The 20,229-nt window shown below is 35.4% G+C and carries 11 protein-coding genes; 8 read left to right on the forward strand and 3 right to left on the reverse strand.

What is annotated here, in order from left to right:
- Window positions 1–262: 262 nt before the first annotated feature.
- The 4 genes from bafA (K3248_RS06240) to ndk all read left to right on the forward strand — a co-directional run bounded on the left by bafA (K3248_RS06240) (window position 263) and on the right by ndk (window position 12,306).
- Window positions 263–5,770 carry a BafA family autotransporter gene (bafA, locus tag K3248_RS06240; RefSeq protein ID WP_220717531.1) on the forward strand — a complete coding sequence of 1,836 codons (5,508 nt, stop codon included), beginning with the start codon at window positions 263–265 and terminating at the stop codon, window positions 5,768–5,770.
- A gap of 486 nt (window positions 5,771–6,256) precedes the next feature.
- The gene (bafA, locus tag K3248_RS06245; protein ID WP_371875516.1) at window positions 6,257–8,611 is read left to right on the forward strand and encodes a BafA family autotransporter; all 2,355 of its coding nucleotides are present in this window, start codon (window positions 6,257–6,259) and stop codon (window positions 8,609–8,611) included.
- A gap of 333 nt (window positions 8,612–8,944) precedes the next feature.
- Window positions 8,945–11,521: a BafA family autotransporter gene (bafA, locus tag K3248_RS06250; protein ID WP_220717532.1), complete on the forward strand. Its 2,577-nt coding sequence runs from the start codon at window positions 8,945–8,947 to the stop codon at window positions 11,519–11,521.
- 362 nt (window positions 11,522–11,883) lie between these two features.
- A complete protein-coding gene (gene ndk, locus K3248_RS06255; protein WP_220717533.1) occupies window positions 11,884–12,306 on the forward strand; it encodes a nucleoside-diphosphate kinase in 423 nt (140 codons plus the stop codon).
- Between the two features lie 106 nt (window positions 12,307–12,412).
- Here the strand turns inward: ndk and pgsA are convergent, their stop codons facing one another.
- The 3 genes from pgsA to K3248_RS06270 all read right to left on the reverse strand — a co-directional run bounded on the left by pgsA (window position 12,413) and on the right by K3248_RS06270 (window position 16,138).
- Window positions 12,413–12,994, reverse strand: a complete 582-nt coding sequence (gene pgsA, locus K3248_RS06260) for a CDP-diacylglycerol--glycerol-3-phosphate 3-phosphatidyltransferase (RefSeq protein ID WP_220717534.1) — start codon at window positions 12,992–12,994, stop codon at window positions 12,413–12,415.
- A 72-nt stretch (window positions 12,995–13,066) separates the two neighbouring features.
- Window positions 13,067–15,052: an excinuclease ABC subunit UvrC gene (gene uvrC / locus K3248_RS06265; RefSeq protein WP_220717535.1), complete on the reverse strand. Its 1,986-nt coding sequence runs from the start codon at window positions 15,050–15,052 to the stop codon at window positions 13,067–13,069.
- 228 nt (window positions 15,053–15,280) lie between these two features.
- The gene (locus K3248_RS06270; protein ID WP_220717536.1) at window positions 15,281–16,138 is read right to left on the reverse strand and encodes a 23S rRNA (adenine(2030)-N(6))-methyltransferase RlmJ; all 858 of its coding nucleotides are present in this window, start codon (window positions 16,136–16,138) and stop codon (window positions 15,281–15,283) included.
- Window positions 16,139–17,272: 1,134 nt separating this feature from the next.
- On the opposite strand from K3248_RS06270, the gene tatA reads away from it, so the two are divergent.
- From tatA to serS, 4 genes are read left to right on the forward strand one after another with little or no spacing between them, the layout of a single operon-like run.
- Window positions 17,273–17,587, forward strand: coding sequence for a twin-arginine translocase TatA/TatE family subunit (tatA, locus tag K3248_RS06275; RefSeq protein ID WP_220717537.1), 315 nt, complete (start codon window positions 17,273–17,275; stop codon window positions 17,585–17,587).
- Window positions 17,588–17,642: 55 nt separating this feature from the next.
- Window positions 17,643–17,984, forward strand: a complete 342-nt coding sequence (gene tatB, locus K3248_RS06280; protein ID WP_220717538.1) for a Sec-independent protein translocase protein TatB — start codon at window positions 17,643–17,645, stop codon at window positions 17,982–17,984.
- Window positions 17,981–18,763 (forward strand): twin-arginine translocase subunit TatC, encoded by a 783-nt coding sequence (gene tatC / locus K3248_RS06285; RefSeq protein ID WP_220717539.1) that lies wholly within the window; start codon window positions 17,981–17,983, stop codon window positions 18,761–18,763. The genes tatB and tatC overlap by 4 nt, the downstream gene beginning before the upstream one ends.
- Window positions 18,764–18,822: 59 nt before the next feature.
- Window positions 18,823–20,100, forward strand: coding sequence for a serine--tRNA ligase (gene serS, locus K3248_RS06290; protein ID WP_220717540.1), 1,278 nt, complete (start codon window positions 18,823–18,825; stop codon window positions 20,098–20,100).
- Window positions 20,101–20,229 lie beyond the last annotated feature (129 nt).

Genomic DNA, 20,229 nt, shown 5'->3' on the forward strand with positions numbered 1-20,229 from the left:
ATTTTTAGATTTTGAGCCTTTCTAGAGAATTTAAAAATCTTTTATAGACGCAATAAAAACACTTTATAGTTGTAAAAAGTCTGTCAATTTCTTTTTGATTGTACATAATAAAAACACACATTGTCATGTTTGGCATATAAGGTTCGTATAGGATGGTTTGATCTGTTAAAAATATGAGACTGGGTGGTTGTGTTGGAGTGTTTTTATCTATGCACTTTTTTAAAGATAGAGAGTGTTCTATTTGAAATTATAGAGTCTGGATATGCAACACAAATTGAAGGTATGTTTTTGTGTATTAATGAGCAGTGTTTTTTTTACCATGTTAGCAGGTGCACAAGGCGATACCACGCCAAGAGAAAAACTCTTAATACCAATCGTTATAAATGAACATTTGGAAGAAACAGAAAAATTTTTATCAAAAGCAAGAGGATTAAAGGCAAAAGGAGAAAATTCAAAACATATATGGAATAAAGAAAGAACAGAAGTAGAAAAAATACTTGAAGAGGAGGGAGAGAAAAGAGAAAGCCTTTTCTTTACATTATTAACCAGTTCAATAATAAGCGATGATACTGCCGTCCATATTACTAAATATGATTCTGAAACTTCTGGTAAAAAAGTAAAGAGTTTCAACTATCAGGATGCAGCTTATTCCATCAATAATATAGTTCAAGATAGGGGAAAACTCTACATTGATGAAGCCAGTGTCAGTCGGGATACGGTAATTGAGAGTGGGGGTGTGGAGTTCGTTCGAAATTTGAGTACTTCAGAATATTCCCTTATTAAAAAAGCTGGAAAACAAATTATTGAGAATGGTGCAAATGCAGAGGGAGCAAAAATATATGGTGGTGAACAGATTATTTATGGGAAGGGGTTACTAAGAGATCAATTTAAAGAAAGTAGCGCTTATAGTAGCGAGATTTCTGCTGAAGATGGAATGCCAGGAATACAGAATGTATATAGTGGTGGGCTGGCTGTTGATACAAAAGTTATGCAAGGAGGGATACAAAATATTGATGGTCAGGAGAACTTTAATCAGGATGATTTTTCAGAAAATATTGATACAGAAGATGAAGATTTTACATTAAATGAGGGTGCTTTTGCACTTAATACCGAACTTTTTAAAAATGGTATGCAGAATATTTTTGCAGGGGGGAATGCTAGCGAAGTTACTTTATATGATAGGTCTATTCAGACAGTGTATAATATTGGCTATGCGGATACTGTAACAATTAATCATCAAGCACAATCATGGTTATATGCTGGTGCAATATTAGATAAAGAGACCACTATTAATGATTTTGGTAGTCTCTATATTTATGCTGGCAATGGCAAATCTGTTACGGAAGTAGAACATGTTATTTTAAATGGAGAAGACACGAAGCTTTATCTTATTGCCACTAAGGATAATGGTAAAAAGCCTCACGTTGATGTTGGAAATTTAAGTGGAAGTGGCAGAGTTATTTTTACTTATACTGAAACAGATAGGTATTATTCTCAACTTAATGTTGACAATCTTTCAGGGCAGTTACATTTTGATTTCAATATCAACTTAGCTGAACAGCTTGGTGATTATCTTCTGATTAAAAAAAATAGTTCAGGATCTCACACAATCAGTGTAACCGATTCTGGGAATGAGATGGCATCCTCTTTCCATAAAAAGCTTAAATTAATTAATGATCGCAGTGGAAATGCTCATTTTACTCTAACAAATGGCTTTGGTGAAAAAATCAAAACTATTGATGCTGGGGCCTATATGTACAGTTTAAAACAGAGAAAAAAGAAGGGGACTGGTAAGATTTGGTATTTAGAGGCAAATTATGCTCTTGATGAGAAAAATATTCCTCTATTTTCAGACTTTCACTTAAAACCATCAACTGATTTATTTCTAGATGTTCTCACAGAACGGACAATTGAGAAAGGAACAGTTGTTTTTATTGTAGATCCTAGCTTTGACAGTCGCAGTGAAAAAATGGAAAGCAATGGAGAAATTTCGATTCGTAATAGGGTTAGTGATGGTGGAAAGCTTTATGTCTATAATGATGGTTTAAGTCTATATACGGTAATTGATAATGGCGGTATTGAGGTTATTAAAGCACATGGTCTTGCACAAGAGAGTGTTGTGAACAAAGGTGGACAACAAAAGATTAAGAATGGAGGAAAAGCTGAAGATACACAAATTCGTGGTGGAGAACAGTTTGTATCCGGAAAATTTATGATTGAAGGTAGGAGAGTGAGAAGTAGGGCTGATAACACTATTATTTCCGGTGAAGGTGAAGAAGTAGGATACCAAAATGTATACGATGGTGGGATAGTTTTTAGCACAAAGATCAAGGAGGGAGGAATACAAAATCTTTATGTAGAAGGAGATCTTAATGAAGAGGATTCTATCAGTTCTGCATTTGATACAGAAGTCTTTTCTGATGGAGAGCAATATGTTTTAGCAGGGGGGGAAGCTATCGGCGTTACTTTACAAGGAACTGCTCTCCAGATCATAGATTTGGGTGGATATGTGAAGGACTTAATGATTAACGAGCAGGCAACATCATGGCTCCATCATGGTGCAACCTTAGAAGGGAATACAACAGTTAATGATTCTGGACGTATTTACCTTTATGCTGGGGCTAAGCGATCGCGTACTGAAGTAGAAAAAATTATTCTAAACGGAAAAGATACAAAATTGTACTCGATCTCTTCCAATATGGATGGCGATAGCTCTTTGATTGAGAATTTAAGTGGTCATGGCAAGGTTATTTTTCTTTCTACAGCATTGAATCCCCATTACTCTCAACTTGAAATTAAAGAGCTTTCAGGTCATTTACATTTTTTGTTGCATACGAATTTTATAGAGCAGCGTGGTGACTATCTCCTTATAAAAAAAGCTTCTGGGAGTCACAAAATAAGCGTTATTGACTCTGGTGTTGAAATTGCCAATTCCCCTTTGCAAGCGCAAAATTTTGCTTTGGAGCTTGATTTGATTAATATTCAAAGTGGAGATGCTCATTTTATTCTAACAGATCTTTCTGGTGAAGAGGTGAGTAGTGTCGACGGTGGAGTCTACATCTATGGTTTAAAGATAAAAAATCATAACGGGGAAAAGATCTGGTATTTATCTACATTAGATTCAACCTCTTCTCTCTTAAATTCTCCTTCCCATACAGAGGATTCTACAAGTCTATTTCCTAAAAAAGATGAAAATACTACGTCTACACGGAATTTTAGTATCAATTCTGATGTTATTCATTTCAGTATCATTGAAGGAGGAGGAATTCTGCAAAGTGCTTTGCTTGGTGATGATCACGTAGTTTATATTTCTGATGATAAAGAGCAAACTGTTCTTAAACAGTCCATAAACAATACGGTTCAGGGATCTGGAATACTGTATGTTGAATCAGGTGGTTTCAGTAAAAATACGACAGTTGAGAGTGGTGGTTCCGAGGTCGTTGGAGAGCAAGGAATTTCAGAGGATACTATTGTTTATGAAGGGGGGCAACAAAGAGTAGAAGGAGGAGGAACAGCAATCGGAGTTGAAATCTATGGTGGTGACCAGTTTGTTTCTGGAGATAGTTATGTGAATGGTGGGTTGGTAGGAAGCACTGTTTATAGTACGACTATTCATGGACAAGATAAAATATTGGGACACCAGAGGGTGTACGATGATGGAATGGCTGTAGAAACAAAAATTATGGAAGGAGGCGTACAAATTCTTGCTAAATGGTTTGCATATGATGAAAGTTTTGCAGAAAAGAGCGGTGGTTTAGCTGTCAATACGGAAGTTTTTGCAGGTGGTATGCAATATATTTTAGCAGGAGGTGAAGCGGATACAGTGATTTTACATGCAGGGGGTATTCAAGAAGTCTCTACTGATGGGCTTGTAAAAAATCTAACGATTGAAAGTGAGGCGAGTTCATGGGTAGCTGCTGGAGCGGTTTTAGGCGGAGAAATAACGGTCCATGATTTTGGACGTCTTTATCTTGATGCTGGAGATGAAAATCAAAAAACAAGAGTAGAAAATATTGATTTAAATGGAGAAGAGGCACAATTATATTTTCTCGCTAATGAGTTTGATGATAAAAGTATACATATTGAGAAGTTAAGCGGTGTAGGAAAGGCCATTTTTACATCTTCTGAAAATAATAATTTACACTACTCTCAGCTTTCTATTGATGATCTTTCAGGGAGTATAGATTTCCATTTTAATGTGAGTCTTGCAGAAGAAAAAGGTGATTATCTTTCTATTAAAAGGGGTAAGGGTAGTCATACGGTACATATTACAGATTCTGGTATTGACATTGTTGAACCTTCTTTAAGGGATCTTGATTTAATTTTTGACCAAAGTGGAGGAGCCAATTTTACTTTAAAAAGTTTTTCTGGTGCAAATATTCAAGTTCTTGATGGTGGAACCTACACTTATGGCTTAAAACAGAAAAGTGATGAAGATAGAGGTGGAAAGGTTTGGTATTTATCAGCAGTTTTTATTGATAATGTACCATTTATACGTAAAGGTGAAGCTAGGAGTAGAGTGCCTCGCCATTTAAACAAAAAACAACAAGGTTCTATTTTTTCAACGCTTCCAATTTCAGAAGAATATAGTGTAAAATTGGTACATCGAAGAGCAAGCTGCCAAAATTTACGTCAAAAATCTTCTGCTTGTGCTCCTATAACTATCGTGTCTTCGAAAAAACAATCTATAGAACAATCACATTTAGCGGATGGTTCTCAGCGCTCTGATGGGCATGAACCAACTGTTGTTTCTACAGAAGCCTCATTGACAGCTGCTCAAATGGTTGCACGTCCTCTACGTAAAGAGCATTCCTCTCCTCTACAAGCGCATAAGGAAATATCCGTTTCTACCTTTTTAACGACGCCCTCTACGGATGCAGTGTTATCTCTATCCGTCACCCCAGGCTTGATGTTTCATAATGAGTTGCAAGCTGTGCGTACAGGAAGAGGACTTTTAGATAAAAATAAGAAAAAGACATCTCTTTGGACTTATGCAATCAAGAGTAAAGAAAGTATTTCTGCAGATCATATAGACTTTAAGCTTGATCAAACAGGTGTATTACTTGGTCTTGGTATTTTAAATAAATTGGCGCATGGCGAGTTTTCTATTGGTAGCTTTGGTGGTTATGATCAAGCCCGTATTGCGCATGCACGCGGTGGTACCAGCCGTATAAATACATATAGTGTTGGCGCTTATGCGACTTATTTTGATGAGAGTGGATGGTATTTGGATGGTATTTTAAAATATAATCATTATCAAAATACTCTAAAAGCAGTTTCAACGAATGGTTTAGCTATTGAAGGAAATTATGATCAAGATGCTATAGGATCATCATTTGAGGTTGGTTATCGTTTTAAGATGGCGCAAAGTGGTTGGTTACAACCTTATACACAGCTTAGGTGGTTGCAAGTTTCTGGTAAAGAAATCAAACTTTCGAATGGTATGACAGGTTCAATAGATCCTTTCACGTCTTTGCGTAGTGAGGTTGGATTATCTTTAGGGTATGAATTTGGATGCTGCATGGAGACTTCATCTACCGCTTATATTACAGGGGCTTGGTTGCGTGAGCATAAAGAGAACAATCACACAAGGATTAATCAGCATCATCAATTTATGACAGATCTGTCTGGGAATGCAGGTAAATTAGGAGTTGGTTTAAGCAGTTTAGTCAGTGATAAATTAAAGCTTTATGCAGAAGCGCATTATATCAAAGGACATAAGATGAAGCAGTCTTTTAAAGGGGCTTTAGGTATGCGTTATCGTTTTTAGTTACGGTTTTATTCTTTGGTTTTTAGAGTGTGTTAGATCTGTTACAAAGAAGAGACATACGTGCTCAGTACAAAATGCCATTGTTTAGCACAGCATTTTTGAGGAAGGGCTGATGTATTTTTTGTGATAAATCATAAGGGGAAAGTAGAAAATTATTCTACAACATAAATAAAATGTTGAGAAGAATTATTATCATCTTAGGTTGAAAATATTTTTTGTAGAGCTAACTACATTTGGTGTCATGCTCAGACATCAAGGGGGGAGAATATGGTTCTGCAATATAAATGGAAAAAAAAATTTTTAATAGCATTCATACTAAGCAATTGCTTTGTGAAGACAGCTGTCGCGAGTAAGGGAGAAGATCAGCTTTTTTGTCAATCTTTAAGCTATAATAAAAATGAGAAACTCGTCTATGATCAATACAATGAGGATATGAGAACAAAAAAATGCATATTCAGAGTATCTCATAATAACGGCATTTTAAGGATGATTAGTGGATCAGATGTTTTTGATAAGCTTAAAGAAGTTCCTAGGAATAAGTCTTCTAAGAGAGTGGTGAGTACCATACAGGAATTTGATAGCACTAGGATTGGCAATGATGAACAGAATACAGAAAAAAGAAATATTGCAATATTCAAAAAGCCTGAACTTATTTTTTTGAAAGATGGAGCGCTTTTAGAAAATTTTGTACTTGATAATGATGCCAAAGCTTATGTTTCCAATGATGGTGAGATAGATAGTCCAGGGAGGTCTGTCGATAATACGGTGAGAAATGGTGGAGAGATTTATGTTTATGCAGGAGGTCTTAGTCAAAATAGCACGATTGAACAAGGTGGAACGGAAATTGTTCAAGCTTTAAAAGGAAAACAAGGCTTTTCTCAAAATGCTGTTGTCAAAAAAGGTGGACAGCAAAGTGTTGAGAATGGAGGAAAAGTAGAAGGAACAAAACTCTATGGCGGTGAGCAACTTGTTTTCGAAGAAGGTGATGTGGAAGGACAGATTAAAGGGAGTAGTGCGTATCATACTGTAATTTATGGTCAAGATGAAACAATAGGCCAACAAAAAGTATATGATGGGGGAGAAGTGTGGAACACAAAAGTTATGCAAGGGGGGCTGCAAGAAATTTTAAGGAAGTCTCAAAATGCAAAAAGGGGTGGATCCGCATTTGATACAGAAATTTTTAGTGGTGGTAAACAACGTATTCTAGCTGGAGGTAAGGCTATTGGAGTGACTTTAAATGAGAATGCTCTTCAAGAAATATATGCTGATGGAACTGTAAAAAATTTAAAAATTAATAATGAAGCAAAATCATGGGTCCATGCTGGGGCAAAGTTAGAAGGTAAGACGCTGGTAAATCATTCTGGAGAACTTCATCTTTATGCAGGAAATGAGCAACACCATACTACAGTAGAAGAAGTGATTTTAAACGGACCAGATACAAAATTATATTCTATCACGGATGAGTCTGATGGCAAAAGCTCTCTTATTCAGAAATTAAGTGGCGAGGGAAGTGTTATTTTTTCCTTTACTGGTTCCGATCCATATTATTCTCAGCTCTATGTTAATAATCTTTCAGGAAGTTTACATTTTGCGTTCAATACCACTCTTGCCCATAACCGTGGTGATTATCTCTTCGTTGAGAATGGAAAAGGTAATCATACAATAAGTGTTGCTGATTCTGGCATTGAAATTACCGATCCTTTTTCCAATAAGCGTGATTTAATTACTGATCAAAGTGGTGAAGCGCATTTTACTTTGACAGATCTGTCTGGTGCACAAATCAAGGCTATTGATGGTGGAACTTATATGTATGATTTGAAACAGAGAAAAGATGAAAATGGTGAGGTTTGGTTTTTATCTGCCAACCGGATAAGTGGACCAGAATCTCCATTTCCTGATCCAACAGATCCATTAGCGCCTCATTCGTCAACGACTCCTTCAGTTGATGCAATACTCTCTACAGGGGTAGCACCTGCACTAATTTTTAACAATGAGCTGGAAATTGTTCGTACAGGAAGAGGATTTATAGAGCAAAATAGGAAAGATACAGATTTATGGAGTTATGTGATTAAGAGCAGAGAACGTGTTGCAACTGGTCATACAAATTTTAAACTTGAGCAGACAGGGTTAGTGTTTGGGGTTGATCACTTAAATGAACTCACGCACGGAGATTTATATATTGGTGGTTTTGGTAGTTATGATCAAGCACGTGTTGCACATATACGAGGCGGTAACAGCAATTTAAATACTTATAGTCTTGGAGCTTATGCAACTTATTTTGATCGTCGTGGATGGTATCTCGATGGTGTTTTAAAATATAATTATTACCGAGATAATTTGAAAGCTATTTCAACAAATGGTTTGATTGTTCAAAGTAATTATAATCAATGGGCAATTGGTGGATCATTTGAAATAGGCTGTCGTTTTGAGCCTGCGCAAAGCACTTGGATGCAGCCTTATATCAAGCTAACAGGTTTACAGGTTAATGGTAAAAAAATTATGCTTTCCAATGGAATGACAGCTGATATAAGACCATCGACATCATTGCGTAGTGAAGTGGGATTAACAGCAGGACATGAATTTATGATGAATGCGGAAACTTCATTAACGGCTTACATTACGGCCGCTTGGTTGCGTGAAAATATAAATAACAATCATACGATAATTAATAATCGCTATCAATTTATCACAGACTTGTCAGGCAATGCTGGTAAATTAGGCATTGGTGTAAATAGTTTGATCAACGATAAACTAACGCTTTATGCAGAAGCACATTATCTGAAAGGACATAAAGTGAAACAATCACTTCAGGGTATTTTGGGGATACGCTATCATTTTTAAAGATGCTTTTTTATGCATTGTTTAGCTAAGATTTTAAAAAGTTGAGAGATATTAAGGATTCCCTTACGCTCTATATCGCTATCATTTTTTCTATTTATTTTATTATGCAAATTGTGCCTAGAGTATAAGGGTACAATTTGCATTGTTATATAGCTGCAAACACAAATAATCTTTGTAATACATAAATATACAACTTTTTAGTGTGTTTATTGAAATAATACACTAAAAAGATGTATTTAGGCATAAATAAAACACATTATGATATAATCAAAGAGAAGCTACTTACGTAGCAGCGGGTTATTTTTCTAAAGAATTGAGAGTGGAGTGTGGATAATGCAGAAGAAATGCAAATTGAGTTTTCCAATATTGATGATCAGTAGTTCTCTTATACAAGCTGCAAGTGCAGCTGAGAGCAAGAATGAGTCATTAACAAATATGTCCAGTGTAGCGAATGGAGGAAAGGTACCAAAAGGCTCTGCACTAATTATGACTATATTACCCAGTAGTAATATTGAAATCGAAAATGGAGGTGTAGAGATTGTTGACAATGGAAGAACTTCCATGAGGGCGACTGTTCAAAAAGGTGGGATGCAAATAGTTACACGCGGAGGAACTGCCATAGATACTAAAGTTTTTGGAGGTAAACAGTTCATTTATGAAGAGAAAGACCTTGATCTTAGAAGCGTAGATAGAAAAAGCAGTACTTATAATACTATAGTTTCTGGTAGTGGTGGAGCAGTAGGTCAGCAGAATGTCTCCGATGATGCAATAGCTTGGTCTACGAAAGTAGGAGAAGATGGAGAACAAAATCTTTATGCAGGACTTAGAAAGGGCGGTGGTAAGGCGATGCAGGCTGAGGTATCTGGAAATGGTAGGCAACACGTTTTAGCGTTAGGAGAATCTCTTGCTACGACTTTGAAAGAGAATGCTACGCAAGTCGTGTATCCTGAAGGGTTTGTAGATAGTTTAACGATTACAGGTTTTGCTAGCTCGTGGTTATATGCTGGTGTAAAAAAAGTTGTTGGAGAAGTAAAAGTTAATGATAAAGGACGCCTTTATCTATTTGCTGGGGATGTTACAAATCAAATTACAAAAGAAAATATTTCTGTGACTGGGAGAGCTGATGAAACAATATTTCTTGTTGGTGAAAGGAATAAAAATGAAAAACCTCAGATTGAAATTGAGCATTTAGGTGGGGAAGGAGGAACAGTTATTTTTACTTCTACTCCTTATGATCCACGTCATATTTCACTTCATGTTGACGAACTTTCAGGGAATTTGCATTTTCGTTTTAATATAAATGTTATGGGTAATTATAATAGCGATTACTTGTTGATTGATAATGGTGCTGGTAATCATAAAATAAGTGTTGCCGATTCAGGGGCAGAAATTACAGGACCTCTTGTACAAAAAAATGGTCGCACTACTGAAATTCCTTTGATTATTGATAAAAGCCAAAATGAAGGTGCTAATTTTACTCTAGCAGATCTCTCTGGAAAAAACATTACTGCTGTTGATGGTGGAGCCTATCAATATCTTTTGTATAAGAGAGAAAGATGTGCTGATTCTAGTGGAAGTGCTACAATTTGGTATTTAGGGAGATCTTCCGGAAACACAGAACATTCGAATAGTCCCTCGCAGTGTACAAATAAAAAACAGAAAATACCTATGTTATTAAGAGATTCATATATGAGTGCTGGTACAGATGATGCGTCAGGTCGTGGTAATAGAAAGAAGAAACAGCCTAAGCCTAAAGAACGACCTCCTAGGCATTTAAAAGAAGCACAGCATATTTCGAACACTTCAACTTCGGAGGAAGGACAGGTTATTAAGCCATCACATTTAGCGGATGGTTCTCAGCGCTCTGATGGGCATGAACCAACTGTTGTTTCTACAGAAGCTTCATTGATAGCTGCTCAAATGGTTGCACGTCCTCTACGTAAAGAGCATTCCTCTCCTCTACAAGCGCATAAGGAAATGTCCGTTTCTACCTTTTTAACGACGCCCTCTACGGATGCAGTGTTATCTCTATCCGTCACCCCAGGCTTGATGTTTCATAATGAGTTGCAAGCTGTGCGTACAGGAAGAGGACTTTTAGATAAAAATAAGAAAAAGACATCTCTTTGGACTTATGCAATCAAGAGTAAAGAAAGTATTTCTGCAGATCATATAGACTTTAAGCTTGATCAAACAGGTGTATTACTTGGTCTTGGTATTTTAAATAAATTGGCGCATGGCGAGTTTTCTATTGGTAGCTTTGGTGGTTATGATCAAGCCCGTATTGCGCATGCACGCGGTGGTACCAGCCGTATAAATACATATAGTGTTGGCGCTTATGCGACTTATTTTGATGAGAGTGGATGGTATTTGGATGGTATTTTAAAATATAATCATTATCAAAATACTCTAAAAGCAGTTTCAACGAATGGTTTAGCTATTGAAGGAAATTATGATCAAGATGCTATAGGATCATCATTTGAGGTTGGTTATCGTTTTAAGATGGCGCAAAGTGGTTGGTTACAACCTTATACACAGCTTAGGTGGTTGCAAGTTTCTGGTAAAGAAATCAAACTTTCGAATGGTATGACAGGTTCAATAGATCCTTTCACGTCTTTGCGTAGTGAGGTTGGATTATCTTTAGGGTATGAATTTGGATGCTGCATGGAGACTTCATCTACCGCTTATATTACAGGGGCTTGGTTGCGTGAGCATAAAGAGAACAATCACACAAGGATTAATCAGCATCATCAATTTATGACAGATCTGTCTGGGAATGCAGGTAAATTAGGGGTTGGTTTAAGCAGTTTAGTCAGTGATAAATTAAAGCTTTATGCAGAAGCGCATTATATCAAAGGACATAAGATGAAGCAGTCTTTTCAAGGGGCTTTAGGTATGCGTTATCGTTTTTAGTTACGGTTTTATTCTTTGGTTTTTAGAGTGTGTTAGATCTGTTACAAAGAAGAGACATACGTGCTCCGTACAAAATGTCATTGTTTAGCATACTTTTTCATAAAGGCATATTATGGAATATATTGTTATTTCTTGAAATATCATTACAAGAGTATAAAAAGATTAATTATTTTAGGCAAAAAAGTATGATCCTTTATAAAGCATAATAATTGCAAAAAATTGTGGTTTCTATTGACACTCTTTCTACAATAAAGAGTCCATGTTTGAAAATTATTGCAGATTTTTTCATAGCACTTGGCAAAGGGCTTCTTGCCCGTTATAGAACGGCTAGATAATGTTATAAATGTCATAAAGGTGGTCAAATGGCTGTAGAACGTACTTTTTCAATGATTAAACCGGATGCAACACGTCGTAATTTGACGGGAGAAATTACAAAAATGCTTGAAGATAGAGGATTGCGTGTTGTTGCATCTAAACGTGTATGGATGAGTAAGCGTGAAGCTGAAAGCTTTTACGCAGTTCATAAAGAGCGTCCATTTTTTGATGAATTGGTTGAATTTATGTCTTCTGGTCCGACAGTTGTGCAGGTTTTAGAAGGTGAAAATGCAATAGCTAAAAACCGTGAAGTAATGGGTGCTACAAATCCTATGGATGCACAAGAGGGGACAATTCGTAAAGAACATGCTTTGTCGATTGGTGAAAACTCTGTTCATGGTTCAGATAGTGCTGAAACCGCAAAAATAGAGATTGCTTTTTGGTTTGCTGAAATGGAAATTGTTGGTTAATAACAATAATGTAAGAAAACAAAAAATCCTGAAAAATATTTTTTCGGGATTTTTTTTTGTGTGTATATAAATTTCTTGAAAAGAGTAATTGAGATTTGCTATTTTTTTATGTCATGACGTGTTTTAAGCCTGCACGAAAATAGTCCCACCCCGTCCACAATGTGAGGAGAGCGGAAATCCATAGCATTGTGATGCCAAACTCTACTGAATAAGGCATAATTTTATTACCAGCTGGTCCCGCTAAAAGAAAAACAATCGCGATCATTTGTACAAAAGTTTTCCATTTTGCTAGACGAGAAACAGGCACACTAACTTTCAATTCGGCCAAATATTCACGTAATCCTGATACGAGAATTTCTCGACAAAGAATGATAATAGCAGCCCATAATGTCCACCCAGCAATGGTACTATCTGCGGCAAGCAATAGTAAACAAGCAGATACGAGAAGTTTGTCAGCAATTGGATCTAACATACGACCGATATTAGATGTTTGTTCCCAAATACGAGCAAGGTAGCCATCAAGAAAGTCAGTAATGGATGCGACAATAAAAATGGAAACAGCAATCCAACGTGTGATATCATTTGATTGTAGTCGCCCTTCTAAAAAAAAGCACGCAACAACCATCGGTACTGCAACAATCCGCGCATAAGTTAAAATATTTGGAAAAGAAAAAGTATGATTTTTCATAGAACTCTTTTAATTATTTTATATAATATTTTGATTTTCTAAACCTAACAAGGCACAAATTATGAAACAAGACTATTTTCCATTAAAGTGGCTATGAATTTTTTTTGCAATTGTTGCAGAAATTCCTGTAACTTTTGTTAAATCTTCGAGGGAAGCACCAGAAATAGCTTTGGCACTTCCAAAATGATGAAGCAATGAACGCTTTCGTATTGGTCCAATATTTTCGATTTCATCAAGCGGATTTTTGAATGTTGCTTTTTGACGCTTTGCTCGGTGTGTTCCAATTGCAAAACGATGTGCTTCATCTCGTAAACGTTGTAAAAAATAAAGGATAGGATCTCGTGGAGGAAGTGTGAAAGGTATTTTTCCTTTTATAAAAAATCGTTCACGTCCTGCTTTACGATCAACGCCTTTAGCTATTCCAACGACCGTGATGAGATTGTCTAATTTCAACTCAGACAGGATTGTATGGACACTGTTTATTTGTCCTTCACCTCCATCGATAAGTATAAGGTCAGGCCAAATAGGAAAAAAATCCTTATCTTGACTATTTGTATTATGATTTTTAAGGGGCAGATCATGTTCCTTGAGAAGTCTTGAAAATCTTCGTTTAATGACTTCTTTCATCATACCAAAATCATCACCAGGTGTGATATCGGTTGAGCGAATATTGAATTTGCGATATTGATTTTTTACAAATCCCATTTGACCAGCAACAACCATTGCACCTATGGCATTTGTTCCCATAATATGAGAATTATCATAGATCTCTATACGATATGGGGGATGGGGAAGTTGGAATTTTTCGGCAACACCTTGAAGTAATTTTGCATATGTCGCTGTTTCAGCAAGCTTGTGTTCAAGTGTTTCATGTGCATTGACATAAGCATGGTTAACAAGAGTTTTTCGTTCACCTTTTTGGGGTAAAGAAAGAAATATTTTACGATTTGCTTTGAGGCTAAATGCTTCTGCAAGGAGTGCTTTTTCTTTGATTTCTTCAGATATAAGAATAAGCTTTGGAAGTAGCTTATCGTCATAAAATTGGGCAAGAAAACTCTCTAAAATTTCAGTACGAGAAAAAGAAGAATCTGCTTTAGGAAAATAGGCTCGATTTCCCCAGTTTTGTCCCATACGAAAAAAGAACACTTGAATGCAGGTCATTCCTCCCTGTTGCGCAATTGCAAAAACATCAGCTTCTTTTATGGTTTGAGGATTAATACCTTGATGGCTTTGTATATGAGAGAGGGCTGATAAGCGATCACGATAGGTAGCTGCTTGTTCAAAGTCTAAATTTTTTGCAGCTTTATGCATCGCTTGAACCATACCATTTTTAACAGATTGATTTTTTCCTGAAAGAAAGTTTTTTGCTTCTTTAACAAGCTCTTTATAATTACTATCACTAATTTCGTGTGTACAGGGGGCAGAACAGCGCTTAATTTGATAAAGCAAACAGGGACGTGTACGGTTTTCAAAAACGGAATCGGTACAGGTACGTAACAAAAAAGCGCGTTGTAAAACATTAATTGTTTTTGTAACAGCATCAGCAGAGGCAAAAGGACCAAAATAATGAGCTTTGCGTGTGCGAGCACCACGATGTTTATAAAGGGCAGGTGCTCGATGATCATCAGTAATAATAATATAAGGAAAGCTTTTATCATCACGCAGTAATACATTAAAACGTGGATGTAGTCTTTTGATAAGATTAGCTTCTAAAAGAAGTGCTTCTGTTTCTGTATGTGTAACAATAAATTCCATATGATAGGTTGCATGAATCATGCGAGTAATACGGTTATTATGTCCTTGTTCACGTGTATAGTTTAAAACACGCTTTTTAAGATTACGCGCTTTACCAATATAGAGAATATCACCGTTTTCATCCATCATCCGATAAACTCCTGGCTTATGTGGAAGATGTCTGACAAACTCTTGTATAAGTTTAGCACCTTTGAATTGTTTTTTATGACTTTCTTGATTTGTATTATTCCACGTAATGTCACAGAGAAAAGAAAGGTTTTCTCTTTCATTTTTGTGATAAGTGATATTATTTTTCAGGATCATTCAATTTATCCAGAGACATTTAGAGTTTACCATATGAAATGTTCTTCTTTTTTAATGTAAGTAACTATTATTTATGTTGTAAGGTTTCTCTTTCCCATAAAAACGCATTATGGCATAAAACCGTGTGATTTTTCAGTTTTTATTATTCATAAAAATATAATAGTAATAATTAAAAGCAGCTCTATTGCGTTTTTTTCATTGAGCGAAATGTAAATAAAAAATTCTAACTTAACAATGTTCTTTCTGTATCCATTTATGCATTATTTGTGCTGTTTTATCTTGTCCAAGACGATTGATCAGAAAGGGGCTCAGCTTTTTTATTTCTTCTTCTAATAAATAGGGAGGGTTGATAAGAATTATACCACTTCCATTCATTGTAGGTGGTATTGAACTTTTTCGAATACGCATTTCAAGCTGTAGAATTTTAGGAATCTTTGTTTGATGGAGTGCGTGAAGAAAGTTTTTAATTTCTGTGTCATATTTAACAGGATACCATAAAGCATAGATACCATTAGGAAAACGGCGATATGCTTTTATTACTCCTTGGATGAGGCGAGAAAATTCTCCTGTTTTTTCAAAGGGAGGATCAACGAGGATAAATCCACGTTTTTCCTTTGGAGGCAAATGTGCATTTAACGAAAGCCAACCATCTAAATGCAAGATTTTTGTTTGATAATCACCGGCAAAATTTTGAGCTAAAATATGATAATCTTCATTATGCAATTCAATTGCAGTGAGTCGATCTTGTTTACGTAATAAGTGGCGAATAACAATAGGAGAACCGGGATAGAATAGGATTTCTTTTTCTCCCTCATTGAGTGAAACAATAATATTATACCATGGAGAAAGGAGTGTTTTTAAATCTTCTGGAATAGGAGCTGATAAAATCCGTTGGATACCTTGGCGCCACTCTCCAGTTTTATATGCCTCTAAAGAAGAGAGATCATATATACCGATTCCAGCATGCGTATCTATCACGCGAAAAGCTTTTTCCTTTTGTTTAAGATATTCTACAATGCGAGTGACAATAATGTGTTTAAAGACATCAGCAAAATTGCCAGCATGATAAATATGCCGATAATTCATGAATTAATTCTACTATATATAACTGCTTATTAAATAATTGCTCTATTAACATAAAATGATGATCTTACATCAACAAAATCTTTTTGTAGAGAGAAAGTGATTCAAAAAGCGTATAAATATATGAGAAAATATTGACGTTGTAGCTTTATAATTATTGCCATAAAATTAGTATGGATAAGCTTAATGACTAAAATTTTCTATATTAATCGCATTGAAGATTTATATACTTCAAATTCTGGATAAAAATACTATGACTTTGATAAGTTTGTATCTCTAACATAGTTACTATGAAATTATGCGAAAGAAGAAAAAATATTTCCATGATTTATAGATATATTCCAACGAATTTTTAGAATACTTTTTGTAATGATAAATAATAAATTTAACATTTATAAGAATATTTTATTTTTATCAGTATAAAATATGTCTTTCTTTAAGAGAAATATTTATTGATATCTATAGTATTAAATAATAGAATTTAAATATTAATAAAATATTATATATAAAAATTTATATTATCATATATAATATATTAATTGATTTTTTGGGAAAAATATTCTTTTATATATTTAAAAAAAACAACTGATTTACCGAATAAGATGATGACATATGTGTTTATGATGTCATTAATGAGAGGATTTCAGTAATGCGACTAGAAGAGTTATTGAGAATATTCTACGTAAAAAGAGAGTTTTTAATGTTTGATGATATTGTAAAATCCTTTCAGAAGGCAGGTGTGTGAAAGAATTTTGTAGCTGGCTATGTATATTATTCTTTGCAAGAAATATTCATGATTGTACAGAGGGCACTGTTTTTAAAACAAAAAGTTATTAAAATATGGATATAATATTTGCATAAAGATTTTGCAATCCAATAGATCAGATGGCCTTTCTTTAGAGAAGAAATTACCAGTTGTTTAACTTTATTTGAGAAATTGACCATTTTTAACTTTTTGTATTTGGTGTAATATATTAAGAAAAAGTGGAAAGAAGCTAAACAATTATTTTACAAAGAAAGTGTGGTAGCCTTTATCGGGAAAGAAAATATATAAAGGGGATAGGATTATATCTTGTATATTTCGAACAGAGTGAACAATAAACAAATGAAATCAAATTTCAAAGCAGTGAGAGTGTGATGGGTAATATTTTTTCACCAGCGCATTTAATTGTTATTCTACTGATTATCCTTGTGCTTTTTGGGCGTGGTAAGGTGTCTGAATTAATGAGCGATATTGCTAAGGGGATTAAAGCATTTAAAAAAAATATGAAAGAAGAAGAAGAAGACAATATCGAGAATAAGCTAGAAATGACTGATGCTTCTGAAACAATTGGTGGTGAGCTTCAACATTCTCAGCCATTATCGGTAAAACATGTATCAGCGCCTAGAAAAGCCTCTTCTTCCTCTAAGAAAGGTAAGACATCTGTTGCTAAAAGACAGCGTATAAAATAATTAAAAATATAATTATAGAGATATATTATTTAAATGAGGAAATCGAGTATAAGCGATGTTAGGGATTGATGGACCAGAGTTTATCGTGATCTTAATTATTTTCATCGTTGTCGTCGGACCAAAAGATTTACCTAAAATACTCAAGGCAATAGCAAAAACAATAGTCTATGTGCGTTCCACAACGAAGGAGTTACGTCAGCAGTTTGATGAGGCAATAAGAGAAGCGGAGTTTAATGATTTATATGAGCCCTTATCAGATATTTATGATCATAATCTAAGACAAGAGTTGAGAAAAATTACAAAGCCTCCTCATGAAGTTTTAGGGGATAAGAGTGATCCTTTAGATAAAAATACCAAATACCATAAATTAGAAAAAGATAAAAAAGAGGCGTTATGAGTTCTAAAAAAGAGGAAGTCGATGCCAGTATGGCACCACTTTTAGAACATTTGATTGAACTGCGACAGCGAATTATTGCTACTTTAATCGTTTTTTTTATCGCCTTTATTATGTGCTTTCTTGTTAAAGATTATATCTTAAATTTTTTGATATGGCCTTATCAGTGGGCCATGAAAATATCAGGTGGAAATCCTGAGAGTATTCGTTTGCAATCAACACAAGTGTGGGAAACGTTTTTAACAAAGATGAAGCTTGCTGCTTTTGGGGCAGCTATTTTATCGTTTCCCTATACAGCTTTTCAGTTTTATAGCTTTATTGCACCAGGACTTTATAAAAATGAGCGTATGGCTTTTTTACCATTTCTCATCGGTGGCCCCATTTTATTTTGTATTGGAGGAACATTTGTTTATGCTTTATTAGCACCCATCATGCTTTGGTTTAGTCTCTCTCAGCAATTTCTTCCTGATGTGCATTTAAGAATAGAATTTATAGTTCGTATTTCTGATTATTTGAGCTTTATGATATCATTTATCCTTATTTTTGGTTTGATTTTTCAGCTACCTCTTGTCACAAGTCTTTTAACAAAAGTTGGGCTTTTAACTTCTCATGCATTGGTATCTAAACGCAAATGGGCTATCCTTACTTCTTTTATAATAGCAGCGATAGTAACCCCATCGGATTTTTTTACTATGTTTGCGGTAGCCTTACCAACGATAGTTCTTTATGAAATCTCAATTTTAATTGCTTATTGTATAGAAAAAAGAAAAAAAGTCTCTTAAGAAAAGTTTATATCTTGTATGATAAGAAAAAATAGAAACGATGTAAATAAGGAGTTTTGATGCTTGATATCAAGTGGATTCGTGAGCACCCTGAAAAATTAGATAAGGCACTGGAAAATAGAGGTATTGCGCCGCAAGCGAATAGATTAATAAAACTTGATCTTGAGCGTCGGGCGTATGTTGCTAAAGTGCAGTCGGCGCAAGAGCGTCGCAATGCAGTTTCAAAAGAAATAGGACAGGCTTTAGCTGCAGGCGACCAAAAAACGGCTGAACAGTTGAGAACTGAGGTTGAAGAGATTAAACGCATTCTTTCTTCTGCTATAGTGGAAGAAAAATGTTTGACGGAGAGTTTTGAGAAAGCTCTTTCAGAACTTCCCAACATTCCATTGGACGATGTTCCAAAAGGGAAAGATGAAAGAGATAATGTTGTTATTCGCCATTTTGGCACACCTCCAACATTTGATTTTACACCCAAAGAGCATTTTGATCTTGGACAAAATCTCAAACAGATGGATTTTGAAAGAGCTAGTCGTTTATCTGGAACCCGTTTTACAGTGCTTTCAGGAGCCTTAGCAAGGCTTGAACGCGCATTGGGTCAATTTATGCTTGATGTGCATGTTGAGGAGCATGGTTATACAGAAGTGTCTATACCATTTCTCGTTCGTGATGAGATTGTTTATGGAGCAGCTCAGCTGCCGAAATTTGCTGATGATCTTTTTCGGACAACAGATGGCCGATGGCTTATTTCAACAGCAGAAGTGCCGTTAACTAATTTAGTAAACAATGAAATTCTTGAAATGTCAGATTTACCTCTGCGATTTTCTTCTTTAACACCCTGTTTTCGCTCGGAGGCGGGAGCAGCAGGTCGTGATACACGTGGTATGTTACGTCAACATCAATTTTGGAAGGTAGAAATGGTATCTATTACCACTGAAGAGCAATCTTTAATGGAACTAGAACGTATGACAGAGTGTGCAGAAGATGTATTGAAACGCCTTAATTTGCCTTTTCGTACGGTGGTGCTTTCTACTGGTGATATGGGTTTTGCTGCACGCAAAACTTATGATATTGAAGTTTGGCTTCCGGGGCAGGGATGTTATCGTGAAATTTCTAGTTGTTCAGTTTGTGGAGATTTTCAAGGACGACGTATGAATGCGCGATATCGTAAAGAAGGGGATAAAACATTGCACTTTGTACATAGTCTTAATGGTTCTGGTACGGCTATTGGACGTTGCCTTATTGCTGTGCTGGAGAATTATCAAAAGGCTGATGGATCAATTGTTGTTCCAGATGTTTTACAACCCTATATGAAAGGCATGCGTTGTATTACGGCTTAATTTTGCAAAAGGAATGTTAATATATATTTGTTTCTGGAAGATGATAACATGCAAATATAAATTTTACCGTTTTTCAAAAAAGATTTATGTATACAATAAAGGTTGCTACTTCATTGGAGATCGAATGAT

This window comes from Bartonella raoultii (assembly GCF_019659805.1).
GTDB lineage: Bacteria > Pseudomonadota > Alphaproteobacteria > Rhizobiales > Rhizobiaceae > Bartonella > Bartonella raoultii.